Genomic DNA, 12,454 nt, shown 5'->3' with positions numbered 1-12,454 from the left:
CCCATGAAACGCGGCCTCCGATTGCGGAGGGTGTCCGCCGGCCCGGGTGGGCAAAGGAAGTCCGACGCATGAGTACCAAGAAGCAGAACATCGTCGATACCGCCACACGCCTGTTCGCCGAGAACGGCTATCACGCGGTCGGCATCGATCGAATCATCAAGGAATCCGGCGTCGCGAAGATGACCTTGTTCCGTCACTTCGCGACCAAGAACGACCTGATCTCGGAAGTGCTGTCGCAGCGCGCCAGCCAGGCGCTGCAGTCGATGGCCGACGCGATCGCCACGCGGCCCACGCCCGACGAGCAGCTGCACGAGCTGTTCGAATGGCATCACCGCTGGTTCATGTCGAGCGACTTTTCCGGCTGCATGTTCGTCGGCGCGCTGTCCGAGTTCCATGCGGGCGCGGGCGAGATCGTGCGGATCTCGGTGTCGCAGAAGCAGGGGCTGCGCGGCTTCGTGCAGAACCTGCTGCGCGACCTGGTTTCGCCGACGATGGTCGAGCCGGTGGCGCGGCAGCTCGTGATGATCCTCGACGGCGCGATCATCGCGGCCACCAGCGGCGATCGCGATCACGCGGCCGGCGAGGCATGGGAAGCGGCCGAGCGGCTGCTGGCCGCCTATCGCCGCGCACCGGCCGAGCGCGAGGCCGCGGCGGCCTGAGCCCGGCTCGGCGGGTTCCGCAGCCGCGCGGCGCGCGGCTGGCTCGTCGACGCCTACGCGTGGCTGGCCGGCAGCGCCGTCAGCTTCGCGTAGAGCGAGTCGTAATACGCTTCGCAGGTCGTCATGCGCAGCGCGGCACCGAACAGGATGTCGTCGCCCACCGACGGCGTCTGCTCCACCACCGGCACGATCACGTCGGCCAGCCACCCTTCCGCATGGACGATGTCGATCGTCACGTGCTCCTCGTAGTAGGCAAGCTCGCCGCTCGCGCCGAAACCCACGCGCTTGCAGCCGCGCACGAGCTTTTCGTACTGCGAGGGATCGAGCAGCTCCGTCATCGCCATCACGCCCAGCAGCATGAAGTAGTGCTGGCGGTTCAGGCTCGTCAGCATGAACAGGTTGTAGCCGGCGTGGCCGTCCAGTTCGAGCTGGTTCGCGTGATTGTCGGGCGACTGGCCCACGCCCGCCACGTCGAGCAGGCGGCGGAACAGATTGACGTGGCTCAGGGCCGGGTTGCCGCGGCCCGATTCGTCCCACAGGTTCTGCACGAGCTCGCGGCGCACCTCGACGCGCGAACCGATCAGCGCATACAACAGCAGGTCGAAGAAGCGGATGTTCAGCGCGCTGTCGTTGCGGAAGAACGCGACGATCTGCTCGCGCGTGGCGTCCTTCTCGAGGAAATCGAACAGCGGATGCGACGCGGCGCGATGCCCGGACCAGATCGCCTTCAGCGCGCTCACCACCGCCGCGCTGTCGGTCACGCCGGTCTCGACCGACAGCCGCTCGCGCTCGCTGCCGAGCCAGGCGCGCTCGATCATGCGGCGCGCCTGCGTGAGCAGCGGATTGAACTGGTTGACCGCGCGCGGATCGGTGCCGTCGGCGACGTGCAGGTCGTACAGCGTGAACAACGCCGCGTGGACTTCGGCCAGCGCCGCCGCCTCGCGGGCGCCGAACGCGCGCGCCACCGTCTCGCGCAGCTTCGCGAGGAACGCCTCGCTCCAGCCCGGCGCGACGTCGAGCCATGCCTCGAGTTCGGGCTCGGCGCACAGCGCCGCCACCGCCGACCCGAGCGGCAGCGTCAGCACCGACGCGAGTGCTTCGTTGACCTGGGTTTCATTGACCGAATCGCGATCGAACGCGCGAAACGGGATCTCGTTTGCCACCGCTGCCATTTCGTGTCGCATGCTGTCCTGACTGTTTCGTTGTGGAGTGCGTCCGGCGGCGCCCATCGCCGAATCCGTCAACGCACTTGCCGGCATTCTACATAATCGAAATGACGATACGTGAGGGGCATCGCTGTCGTATTGGCGTGACCCGCATGTGTCATATCAATACCCGATCGAATGCAATCGCCGGCAGTGTACCGGCACACGCGCCGAATTGCCGGGGCACGCGTTTCCCGCACGCAATGATCGAAGCAATCAAAATCATTCTCCAGAATGCGGATATCGATCATGTGCAAACGCAGCAATTAGATTTCGCCGCGCGTTCGCCGCCACCGCGATCCATTCGCAAGCCGGGAAGAAACCGGGATAGACGGCCTGAAAGCCAGACGGGGCGGGGAGTTTCGCGAATCGGGGGGCATCGCCGTCAGGCGGATTCCAATACCTTGCATATTGGAATCCGCGTCTTTGCTCGACAGCCTCTCAGGTCCTCGTTATTCGACCGGATATGATTTTTTTCTGAATATCCGTCCCGCCTTCGGAATGTCGAATTCGGACGTACTACGCGATAGACCATCGGTATCAATAGACTATCGGTATCATTTTGATCCGCCTTTTTTGTCTCCAGATCAATCACGCCGTTGTCATTTCGCGGAGCATTTTGATATCGGCGAGACGAGACAGATCAGTATCGCGCAGAGAATACCTTGAGATTTTTCCCAATGCAACAATTGGCCGACACCGATTGCATCGAGCACGACGGACAGCGATTTCCGGCGAGGATTTTCGGCGGCATTTTCCGGCCGGCGTGTTCAGGCACCGCCCGCCAGCAGCTTGTCGAAGCGATAGCCGGGCTCGGCATCCTCGCCGAAATCGTGCGCGGCCAGCAGCCGGTAGCCGCTCGTCAGGTACAGCGAGATCGCCTCCGGCTGGCGCGGCCCGGTGCCGAGATAGACGCGCGTATAGCCCTGCCCGGCCGCGCGCCGCTCCAGTTCGGCCAGCACGCGGCGCGACAGGCCCTGCCGGCGGTGCGCGCGGTCCACCCAGATCCGCTTGAACTCGGTCGTGCCGGGATCCGCGTGGGGCATGAACGCGCCGCCCGCGATCGCGGTACCGCCGCGCAGCAGCAGGATGAACGCGCCCGCGGGCGGCACGAACAGCGCGGCCGGATAGCGGACCATCTCGTCGCGCAGCGCCGCGTCGTCGATCAGGCCGGCGTAGCGGCTGCGGTATTCGAACGCGAGCTCGTCGAACAGCGGATGCGCGCGCGGATCGTCGGCGGCGATCGACACGAACACGTCGGGCGCGGATGCCACGGCCGGCCCGGATGGCTTCAGTAATAGCGAACTCATAACACCTTCGACAGGAAATCGCGCGTGCGCGGATGCGCCGGATCGACCAGCACGCGCGACGGCGGCCCCGATTCGACGATACGCCCCTGGTCCATGAACACGATGGTATCGGCCACCTCGCGCGCGAAGCCGATCTCGTGCGTGACGATCACGAGCGTGGTGCCGGAGCGCGCGAGCTGGCGGATCACGTCGAGCACCTCGTTGACGAGCTCGGGATCGAGCGCCGACGTCGGCTCGTCGAACAGCAGCACCTTCGGCTTGAGCGCCAGCGCCCGCGCGATCGCCACGCGCTGCTGCTGGCCGCCCGACAGCTGGCGCGGCCAGGCCCGCGCCTTGTCGGCCAGGCCCACCCGCGCCAGCAGCGCGAGCGCCTCGTCGCGCGCCCGCGCGCGCGGCACGCCGGCGGCGAGCGGCGCCTCGAGCAGATTGTCGAGCACCGTCAGGTGCGGGAACAGGTTGAAGCTCTGGAACACCATGCCGACGTCGCCGCGCCGGCGCAGGATCTCCGTCTCCTTCAGCTCGTGGAGCACGCGGCCCGCGCGGCGGTAGCCGACCAGCTCGCCGTCCACCTCGATGAAGCCGTCGTCGATGCGCTCGAAGTGGTTGATCGAGCGCAGCAGCGTGGATTTGCCGGAGCCGGACTGGCCGAGGATCACCGTCACGCTGCCCGGCGCCGCCGCCAGCGAGAGGCGGTCGAGCACGACGTGCGCGCCGAAGCGCTTCGTCACGTTATGGATGCGCACCGCGCCGCCCGCGCGGCGCGCGGCCCAGCCCGCGTCGCCGGTCGCCTTGGCCGCCAATGCCGGCTCGGCGCGCCCGGCGCGTGCCGGCTCGGCCAGATGAGCTTCCCGGGCCGCCTCCGCGCCGCGTCGCGCGCGGCGCCACCACGCGCCGAGCCGCGACGGCGCCACGCCCTCGCGCGTCGCGCCGCGCGCGAAATGGCGTTCGACATGGACCTGCAGCGCCGACAGCGCGGTCAGGATGATCAGGTACCAGACCGTGGCGACCATCAGCAGCGGGATCACCTCGAGATTGCGGTGATAGATGATCTGCACCGTGTAGAACAGGTCCGGCATCGCGAGGATGTAGACCACCGAGGTGCTCTTGGCCAGCCCGATCACGTCGTTGAACGCGCCCGGCAGCAGCGCGCGCATCGCCTGCGGCAGCACGATGCGACGGATCTGCCGGCCGCGCGGCAGCCCGAGCGCGGCGGCCGCCTCGCGCTGGCCGTGATCGACCGACAGCAGTCCGCCGCGGATCGCCTCGGCCGAGAACGCGGCCTGGCTCAGCGACAGGCCGATCACGGCCGCGAGGAACGGCGTGATCAGCCCGGTGGTGGGCGCCTCGAACAGCACGCGCTGCGTGAACGGCACGCCGATCCGCACCGTCTCGTAGAGATAGCCGAGGTTGTTCAGCAACAGCAGCAGCACGATCAGCGGAATCGAGCGGAACAGCCAGATGTAGCCCCACGCGAGCGCGCGCAGCAGCGGCGAGGCCGACAGCCGCGCGAGCGCGACCGGCAGCGCCAGCGCGAAGCCGAACACGGCGCCCAGCAGCGTCAGCACCAGCGTCTGGCCGAGCCCGTCGAGCACCGGCGCCGCGAGGAACCACTTCGCGAACACGTCCCAGCCCCAGCGCGGGTTGCCGAGCACCGACTGGAGCCCGAGCGCGATCAGCGCGAGCGCGAGCACGGTGCCGGCCGTGCGCGCATGATGGCGGACCGGGACGATCCGCAGATGCCGGTAGTCGTCGGCCGGCGCGGCCTCGCCGGCGGCACCGAGCGGCGCGGCGGCGAGACGGGTGGTGTCGTTCATGATCTGGACTCCTGCACGAAACTGTCTGATGAAGCGGCGCGCCTCAGGCCACGGCGCGCGCGAGCGTGTAGCGGCTCTCGCGGCGCGGCAGGCCCAGGTGCTCGCGCAGCGTCGTGCCGGCCAGCTCGCGCGTGTAGCGCCCGCGCGCCTCCAGCACCGGAATCACGTACCGCGCGAAATCGTCGAAGCCCTGCGCCTGCACCGGGAAGCCGAGGATGAAGCCGTCGGCCGCGCCCACGTCGAACCAGTGGATCAGCGCGTCGGCGATCTCCTCGCCGGTGCCGATGAAGTGCGTCTTCGGCGTGGTCACGTCGAGCGCCACCTCGCGCAGCGTCGCGCCGCTCGCCTTCGCGGTCGCCTTGATGCGGTCGGTGGTCGAGCGGAAGCTGTTGCGGCCGATCTCGCCCAGCTCGGGGAACGGCGCGTCGAGCGGATACTGGCGGAAATCGTGATGGTCGAAGAAACGGCCGAGATAGGCGAGCGCCTCGTCGATCGAGACCAGCTCGCGGATCACGCGGTGCTTCTCCTCGGCCTCCTCGCGCGTGGCGCCCACGATCGGCCCGATGCCCGGGAACAGCTTCACCGCGTCGGGCGCGCGGCCATGCGCCACCGCGCTCGCTCGCACGCGCCCGGCGAACTCGCGGGTCTCGTCGAGCGACGGCGAATGCGTGAATACCGCGTCGGCATACTTGCCGGCCAGCGCGATGCCGGCGTCCGACGAGCCGGCCTGGAAGATCACCGGCTGGCCCTGCGGCGAACGCTGGATGTTGAGCGGCCCGGCCACCTCGAAGAAGCGGCCCTTGTGGTCGAGCGTATGCAGCTTGTCGCGATCGAAGAAGCGGCCGCTCGCGCGGTCGCGCACGAACGCGTCGTCGTCCCAGCTGTCCCACAGGCCCTGCACGACTTCGAGGTATTCGTCGGCGATCTCGTAGCGCAGCGCATGCTCGGGATGCGCGCCGCCGTAGTTCTTCGCCGAGCCCTCCAGCGGCGAGGTCACCACGTTCCAGCCGGCGCGCCCGCCGCTCAGCAGATCGAGCGAGGCGAACTGGCGCGCCACCGTGAACGGATGGCTGTACGACGTGGACAGCGTGCCGGCCAGGCCGATCCGGCTGGTGGCCGCGGCCAGCGCCGACAGCAGCGAGATCGGCTCGAAGCGGTTCAGGAAGTGCGGAATCGAGCGATCGTTGATGTAGAGGCCGTCCGCGACGAACGCGAACGCGATGCCGTTCGCCTCCGCCTCGCGCGCGATGCGCGTCATGAACGCGAGGTTGACGCTCGCGTCGGCCGGGCCGGCCGGGTGCCGCCAGGCGTTCATGTGGCTGCCGGCGCCTTGCAGCATGATGCCGAAGTTCAGGTTTTTCCGTGTCATGTCGAGATCCGCCAGAGAGTGGGCAATGACCGGCGCGGCCGACCGCGGCGCCGGGTTCGAACCGGCGTCAGGCCGGCTCCGTGAGCGCCGCGCCGGCGATCGCCTCGATCGAGGCGAGCCGTTTCGCGTAGTCGGCCACCGGCGTGTCGATCACGAATTCCTCGACGCCGAAGCGCCGGTGCAGCGCGTCGAGTTCGGCGCGGATCTCGTCGCCGCTGCCCGCGACCGCATGCGGGCGCAGCTCCTCGATCCGGTAGTCGGTGGCGCCGACCTGCGCCGCGTAGTCGGCCGCCGCCTCCGGGCTGCCGAGGTTCACGGCCTGCCCGTTGGCCAGTTGCAGCCGGAACAGGCGCAGCGCACCCGCCTCGCGGCGCGCGGCCTCGGCCGAATCGGCCGCGAACGCGTACAGCGCGAGCAGCGGCGCGCGGCCGGTGGCGTCGCGATAGGCCGCGAGCGAGCGCTCGAGGTTCGCCACGTCGCCGTTGAAGTGGCCCGCGTAGCAGAACTGCCAGCCGTGGCGCGCGGCCAGCGCCGCGCTCGCCGGGCTGCCGCCCAGCAGCACGCGCTGCGGCGGCTCGGGCGGCTCGGGCAGCGCGCGCGCGGCGGGCGGCGCGGCGGCATCGGTCACCGCCGCGGCATCGGCCGGCGCGACGAACGCGTCGAGTTCGGCCAGCAGCGCGTCGAACGACGGTTGCGCGGCGCCGGCGTGGCGGGCCTGCAGCGCGCGCGTCGTGGCGGGCAGGCCGCCCGGCGCCTTGCCCACGCCGAGATCGACGCGACCCGGCGCGAGCGCGGCGAGCAGCCGGAACGTCTCGGCCACCTTGAACGGGCTGTAGTGCTGCAGCATCACGCCGCCCGAACCGATGCGGATATGCGAGGTCACGGCCAGCAGGTGCGCGATCAGCACCTCGGGCGCGGAACTGGCCAGGCCCGGCGCGCCGTGATGCTCGGCCACCCAGAAGCGGCGATAGCCGAGCGCCTCGGCGCGGCGCGCGAGCCGCAGCGTGGCCTGCAGCGCGTCGGCGGCCGTCGTGCCGTCGGCGACGGGGCTCTTGTCCAGCAGCGAAACGGAATAGGTCATGGTTCGACTCGGTCGGCCGCGCCGGCGCGCGGGCCACGGTGAGGGAAGCGGCCCGACGCGGCGACGCGCCGGGTGCGGGCGGCAGCGGTGCGATGCCGGCCGGGGCGGGGCGCCCGGCGCGCGCAGGATGATCGGCGCGACATGGCTCAACTCTTCGGCAGGCCCGGCGGATTGGTGCGCGCCGCGTCGATCGCCTCGCTGCCGAGGTTCCAGCGGTCGAGCACCTGCCGATACTTGCCGTTGCGGATCAGGTCGTTGAGCAGCAGCGTGATCGGCGCGGCGAGCCCGCTGCCCTTGCGGGTGGTGATCGCCACCTCGGCCGTGACCGGCCAGCCGCCGCTCACGGTGCCCACCAGCCGCGTGTCGTGAGTGCGCGACTGCTGGTAGGCGAGGCCCGCATTGACGCTGAAGATCGCGTCCACGCGCCCCGATTGCAGCGCGACGTTGCGCACCGCGATGTCGTCGTAATAGACGATCTTCACGGGCTTCAGGCCCTTCGCGACGTTCTGCTTGTCCCAGGCGATCAGGATCGCCTCCTGGTTGGTGCCCGAATCGGTCACCACGCGCAGCCCGGCCACGTCCTTCGGCTCGCGGATCGCCTGGATCGGGCTGCCGTTGGTCACGTAGAAGCCGAGCACGTCGCGGCGGTAGGTCGAGAAGTCGAACTTCTCCTTGCGCTCCTCGGTGACGGTCACGTTCGACAGCACCGCGTCCACCTTGCCCGAGGCCACCGCGAGCGGCCAGTCCTCCCAGGCGAGCGGCACGATGCGCAGCTTGCGGCCGAGCCCGTCGGCCACTACCTGCGCGAGATCGGGGTCGTAGCCGACCAGCGTCTTCGCGTCGGTGGCGTAGGTGTCGAGCGGCGGCCACGACACGGCCATGCCCACCACCAGCTCGCCCTTCGACACGAACGGATAGTTGGCCGGAATCGCCGCGATCGCCGCGCTGTCCGGCGTGGCCCGCACGCGGTCGTGCTGGTCGGGGCTCAGGTTCAGGTCCGGCGCCGCCGCGTGGGCCGCCGTCGCGAGGCAGGCCGCGGCCGCGAGGAGCCATGCCGCCCATGTCGATTGTTTCGTCATGCTGAATGTCATCGGTTCTCGTTTCTTGAACATCGTCGGTGGGTGGCCGGCAGCGGGTGCCGTGCCTTCTTGTTCGTACCGTTCGTGCTGCTCGTGTCGTTCTTGCCGCGCGTTCAGCGCCGGCCGAGCGGCCCGGCGCGCCGCAGGTCGGCCAGCGAATCGGTGCGCCGCGGCGCGAACAGATCCTTGCCGAACGGCAGCCGCCAATGCACCTCGATCGGGATCGCCGGATCGTAGAGCCGCGCGTAACCGGCCGCGTCGTAGAGCCCGGCGGCCTCGGGCTGCCGGAAGCCGGTGGTCAGGTAGACGCGCCGGTAGCCCTGCGCGCGCGCCCGCGTCTCCAGCGCGTCGAGCACCTGCCGCGCCACGCCGCGCCGGCGCCAGTCGTCGTGGGTCCAGATCCGCTTCAGCTCGGCGGTATGCGCGTCGTAGCGCTGGAACGCGCCGCCGCCCACCGCCGTGCCTTCGTGCAGCAGCAGCACGAACGCGCCCGCCGGCGGCGCGAAGTGCGCGACCGGATAGGTGGCGAGCTCGTCGCGCGCCTCGGCGAGGCCGCCGGGCCGCACGTCGGCGTAGCGCGTCGCGTACTCCACGGCCAGCCCGTCGAGCAGCGGTGCCGCGATCGGATCGAGCGGCGTGGTATCGAGAATGTCGTAGGTGGGGCTCATGGCGAATGCGGATGCGCTGCCTGACATCGCGCGCGGCACGGCTTGCACGGCGCGATCGACGGCTTTGACGATAGCAGCGCGCCGACACGCGGCGAACCAAGCTTTCGGCAGAACCTTATGCACGCGGCGGCGGGTTCGCGCACGCGGCAGCGGCCGACCGCTGCCGCGTATCGCATAACGCCGCTCGTGCGCCGATGCGCGACGCCGCATGCCACGTGCCGGCGCTGCGCCGCCGCTGCTCGTTGCATGCGGGAGCGCCGGCGGCGTGGTTTTTCCTGTTCGCGCCCGATATTTTCCCGTGCCGGATTCCCGGTACCGCGCCTCGCCGCCACCTCCACCCGGCGGCCACGCCCGGCACCCGATCCGCCGCCGCGCCGCGCGTATCCGTTAGAATCGCGTCACGCGCGATCCCCGATCGCCCCACCTCACCCGCGCCTGCGCGCCCTACCCCCTGCCCGGCCGCGCCGCGAGCCGGATGCCGCCCACCGCGGCGCATGGCGCGCGAGCGCCCCGGCCGACCCGGGGCGCCCCCGAATCCCGTTGGAGAAGAACGTGTTCATTTGCAAAAACCAGAGCTGCGGCACGCCGTGGGAACTCAGCGAAGTCGTCATCAAGGACGAGGGACAGGGCGACCTGTTCCGCTGCACCGTGTGCGGCGCGCGCAACTATCTCGAGCGCTTCGAGGACGACGAAGGCAACGTCGTCTACGAGCAGATCGAAGGCCGCCCCTTCTGAGCCCGGAGCCCCGATGACCCAGCCCACGCCCGCCCGGCCGTTCAGCGCGCTGCCGCTCGCGCCCGCCGCGCTCGCCAACCTCACCCAGCTCGGCTATGTCGAGATGACGCCGATCCAGGCCGCCAGCCTGCCGGTGGCGCTCGCCGGCCAGGACCTGATCGCGCAGGCCAAGACCGGCAGCGGCAAGACCGCCGCGTTCTCGCTCGCGCTGCTCGCGCGGCTCGACGCGCGCCGCTTCGACGTGCAGGCGATGATCCTGTGCCCGACCCGCGAGCTCGCCGACCAGGTCACGCAGGAGATCCGGCGCCTCGCGCGCGCCGAGGAAAACGTCAAGGTGCTGACGCTCTGCGGCGGCACGCCGATGCGTCCGCAGACGGCCAGCCTCGAGCACGGCGCGCACATCGTGGTCGGCACGCCGGGCCGCATCATGGATCACCTCGAGCGCGGCAGCCTCGCGCTCGGCGCGCTCAACACGCTGGTGCTCGACGAAGCGGACCGCATGCTCGACATGGGCTTCTTCGACGACATCGCCACCGTCGTGCGCCAGTGCCCGACCGAGCGGCTCACGATGCTGTTCTCGGCCACCTACCCGGAAGGCATCACGAAACTGAGCCGCCAGTTCCTGCGCAATCCGAAGGAAATCCGGCTGGAGGAAACCCACGACGCCGGCAAGATCCGCCAGCGCTTCTACGAGGTGAGCGAGGACGAGCGCCTGCACGCGGTGGGCCTGCTGCTGAACCATTACCGGCCGGCCAGCACGATCGCGTTCTGCAACACCAAGCAGCAGTGCCGCGACCTGCTCGACGTGCTGACGGCGCAGGGCTTCCACGCGCTCGCGCTGCACGGCGAACTCGACCAGCGCGAGCGGGACCAGGTGCTGATCCAGTTCGCGAACCGCAGCTGCTCGGTGCTGGTGGCCACCGACGTGGCCGCGCGCGGGCTCGACATCGCGCAGCTGGAGGCCGTGATCAACGTGGACGTGACGCCGGACCCGGAAGTCCACGTCCACCGGATCGGCCGCACCGGCCGCGCCGACCGGGAAGGCTGGGCGCTGAGCCTCGCGAGCATGAACGAGATGGGGCGGGTGGGCGCGATCGAGCAGGCGCAGGGGCGCGACCTCGAATGGCAGCCGCTCGCCGCGCTCGCGCCGACCGGCGACGGCCCGCTGCTGCCGCCGATGGAGACGCTGCAGATCCTCGGCGGACGCAAGGAGAAGATCCGCCCCGGCGACGTGCTCGGCGCGCTGACCGGCGACGCCGGCTTCCAGAGCACGCAGATCGGCAAGATCAACGTGACCGAGTTCTCGACCTACGTGGCCGTCGAGCGCAGCGTCGCGCGCGACGCGCTGCGCCGCCTCAACGGCGGCAAGATCAAGGGCAAGAAGGTCAAGGTCCGGCTGATGACCGAGTGAGGTCGGGTTGATGGCGGGATGGCGGATCGATCGTTGATTCGCTGGTCGCTGGTCGCTGGTCGCTGGTCGCTGGTCGCTGGTCGCTGGTCGCTGGTCGCTGGTCGCTGGTCGCTGGTCGCTAAGCGGCCGGCGCGCCATGCGCGTGCCGGCCGCTATCTTTACCGGCACCGGCGGGACAGACCGTTAGTTGCATCAATCACTCGCCCTGCCGCTCACCACGGCAGCGTCGCACCGAAGCGGTCGACGAACCGCAGGCCCGCCCGGCCGCGCTGGCGCTCCACCATCTCCACCACGCGCGGAATGCTCTGCTCGATCGCGAGGCTCGCCTCGCTGCCGCCCATCTCGGTGCGCACCCAGCCCGGCGCGACCAGCAGCACGGCGCGGCGGTTGTCGGGCCGGTGCGCGAGATGGCATTTGACGAGCATGTTGAGCGCCGCCTTGCTCGACGCGTAGAGGTCCCAGGCGCCGTCGTTGCCGGCGATGCTCGCGAGTTCGGACGACATGATCGCGATCGTGCCGTCGGCGGCCACGCGATCCTCGAACATCTCGACCAGCCGCACCGGGCTGAACGCGTTGACCCGCATCATCTCGAGGAAATCGTGCTCGGGCGCCGTGGCCGGCGTCAGCGCGATCGAGCGCGCGATGCCGGCGTTCACGAACAGCAGGTCGAGCGTGCGGCCCGCGAGCCGGCCATGCAACGCGCGCAGGCTGGCCGGGTCGGCGATCTCGACGCCGGTCTCGATCTCGAGCCGCCCCGGATGGCGCGCGGCCAGCGCCGCGAGCGCGGCCGACTCGCCGCGCACGGTGGCGATCACGCGCCGGCCGAGCCGGCAATATTCCTCGGCGAGCGCGAGCCCCAGCCCGCGCGACGCGCCGACGACCAATACCGTGGATTCCGAAGTCATGTTGATGTCCTCCCGATGCAGGGCGACGGTGGCGCGTCGCCGGATTCGAACGAGGCCGTCGCGCGCCGCACGCGCCAAGCGATCTTCAAGATCCTCAAGACACGGCGGCCCGACAGCCGACCCGCCGATTGTCGAGGCGGCACGCCGGCGCAACCATGCCGCGCCCGTCATCACCGCGATGACGAATCCGCAGGCTCGCGCCGATCAGCAACCAAGGG

At 70.1% G+C, this 12,454-nt stretch carries 11 protein-coding genes; 3 read left to right on the top strand and 8 right to left on the bottom strand.

Translation table 11 applies throughout. The features are described 5' to 3' along the window. The first annotated feature begins 68 nt into the window (after window positions 1-68). The gene (locus BpN12_RS00925) at window positions 69-659 is read left to right on the top strand and encodes a TetR/AcrR family transcriptional regulator (protein WP_246793418.1); all 591 of its coding nucleotides are present in this window, start codon (window positions 69-71) and stop codon (window positions 657-659) included. Between the two features lie 53 nt (window positions 660-712). Here BpN12_RS00925 and BpN12_RS00920 read toward each other — a convergent pair whose 3' ends face one another. The 7 genes from BpN12_RS00920 to BpN12_RS00885 all read right to left on the bottom strand — a co-directional run bounded on the left by BpN12_RS00920 (window position 713) and on the right by BpN12_RS00885 (window position 9,185). Beyond that, a complete protein-coding gene (locus BpN12_RS00920) occupies window positions 713-1,831 on the bottom strand; it encodes an iron-containing redox enzyme family protein (protein ID WP_246793417.1) in 1,119 nt (372 codons plus the stop codon). Window positions 1,832-2,634: 803 nt separating this feature from the next. Beyond that, window positions 2,635-3,174, bottom strand: a complete 540-nt coding sequence (locus BpN12_RS00915) for a GNAT family N-acetyltransferase (RefSeq protein WP_246793416.1) — start codon at window positions 3,172-3,174, stop codon at window positions 2,635-2,637. Further along, on the bottom strand, window positions 3,171-4,988 hold the full coding sequence (locus tag BpN12_RS33275; RefSeq protein ID WP_280529122.1) for an amino acid ABC transporter permease/ATP-binding protein: 1,818 nt from the start codon (window positions 4,986-4,988) through the stop codon (window positions 3,171-3,173). Before BpN12_RS33275 ends, BpN12_RS00915 begins: the two co-directional genes overlap by 4 nt. A gap of 43 nt (window positions 4,989-5,031) precedes the next feature. After that, window positions 5,032-6,357 (bottom strand): LLM class flavin-dependent oxidoreductase, encoded by a 1,326-nt coding sequence (locus BpN12_RS00900; protein ID WP_246793415.1) that lies wholly within the window; start codon window positions 6,355-6,357, stop codon window positions 5,032-5,034. A 67-nt stretch (window positions 6,358-6,424) separates the two neighbouring features. Then, window positions 6,425-7,438 (bottom strand): MsnO8 family LLM class oxidoreductase, encoded by a 1,014-nt coding sequence (locus BpN12_RS00895; RefSeq protein ID WP_246793414.1) that lies wholly within the window; start codon window positions 7,436-7,438, stop codon window positions 6,425-6,427. 146 nt (window positions 7,439-7,584) lie between these two features. Continuing rightward, on the bottom strand, window positions 7,585-8,529 hold the full coding sequence (locus tag BpN12_RS00890; protein ID WP_246793413.1) for an ABC transporter substrate-binding protein: 945 nt from the start codon (window positions 8,527-8,529) through the stop codon (window positions 7,585-7,587). Between the two features lie 101 nt (window positions 8,530-8,630). After that, the gene (locus BpN12_RS00885; RefSeq protein WP_246793412.1) at window positions 8,631-9,185 is read right to left on the bottom strand and encodes a GNAT family N-acetyltransferase; all 555 of its coding nucleotides are present in this window, start codon (window positions 9,183-9,185) and stop codon (window positions 8,631-8,633) included. A gap of 552 nt (window positions 9,186-9,737) precedes the next feature. Between BpN12_RS00885 and BpN12_RS00880 the strand changes: the two genes are divergently transcribed. Both BpN12_RS00880 and dbpA read left to right on the top strand, forming a co-directional pair. After that, window positions 9,738-9,920, top strand: coding sequence for a hypothetical protein (locus tag BpN12_RS00880; protein ID WP_012733074.1), 183 nt, complete (start codon window positions 9,738-9,740; stop codon window positions 9,918-9,920). Between the two features lie 13 nt (window positions 9,921-9,933). Further along, the gene (dbpA, locus tag BpN12_RS00875) at window positions 9,934-11,331 is read left to right on the top strand and encodes an ATP-dependent RNA helicase DbpA (RefSeq protein WP_246793411.1); all 1,398 of its coding nucleotides are present in this window, start codon (window positions 9,934-9,936) and stop codon (window positions 11,329-11,331) included. Window positions 11,332-11,543: 212 nt separating this feature from the next. Here the strand turns inward: dbpA and BpN12_RS00870 are convergent, their stop codons facing one another. After that, complete coding sequence (locus BpN12_RS00870; RefSeq protein ID WP_246793410.1) at window positions 11,544-12,236, bottom strand: SDR family NAD(P)-dependent oxidoreductase; 693 nt, start codon at window positions 12,234-12,236, stop codon at window positions 11,544-11,546. Between the last annotated feature and the right edge of the window lie 218 nt (window positions 12,237-12,454).

The sequence above is a fragment of the Burkholderia perseverans genome (assembly GCF_022870505.1).
In the GTDB taxonomy this organism is placed as follows: domain Bacteria; phylum Pseudomonadota; class Gammaproteobacteria; order Burkholderiales; family Burkholderiaceae; genus Burkholderia; species Burkholderia plantarii.
This window is presented reverse-complemented; position numbering and strand designations above follow the sequence as displayed.

Coding starts and splice junctions, on each gene's coding strand:
- BpN12_RS00920 (WP_246793417.1), bottom strand. CDS start 1,831: ATGGCAGCGGTGGCAAACGAGATCCCGTTTCGCGCGTTCGATCGCGAT.
- BpN12_RS00900 (WP_246793415.1), bottom strand. CDS start 6,357: ATGACACGGAAAAACCTGAACTTCGGCATCATGCTGCAAGGCGCCGGC.
- BpN12_RS00925 (WP_246793418.1), top strand. CDS start 69: ATGAGTACCAAGAAGCAGAACATCGTCGATACCGCCACACGCCTGTTC.
- BpN12_RS00915 (WP_246793416.1), bottom strand. CDS start 3,174: ATGAGTTCGCTATTACTGAAGCCATCCGGGCCGGCCGTGGCATCCGCG.
- BpN12_RS33275 (WP_280529122.1), bottom strand. CDS start 4,988: ATGAACGACACCACCCGTCTCGCCGCCGCGCCGCTCGGTGCCGCCGGC.
- BpN12_RS00890 (WP_246793413.1), bottom strand. CDS start 8,529: ATGACATTCAGCATGACGAAACAATCGACATGGGCGGCATGGCTCCTC.
- dbpA (WP_246793411.1), top strand. CDS start 9,934: ATGACCCAGCCCACGCCCGCCCGGCCGTTCAGCGCGCTGCCGCTCGCG.
- BpN12_RS00885 (WP_246793412.1), bottom strand. CDS start 9,185: ATGAGCCCCACCTACGACATTCTCGATACCACGCCGCTCGATCCGATC.
- BpN12_RS00870 (WP_246793410.1), bottom strand. CDS start 12,236: ATGACTTCGGAATCCACGGTATTGGTCGTCGGCGCGTCGCGCGGGCTG.
- BpN12_RS00895 (WP_246793414.1), bottom strand. CDS start 7,438: ATGACCTATTCCGTTTCGCTGCTGGACAAGAGCCCCGTCGCCGACGGC.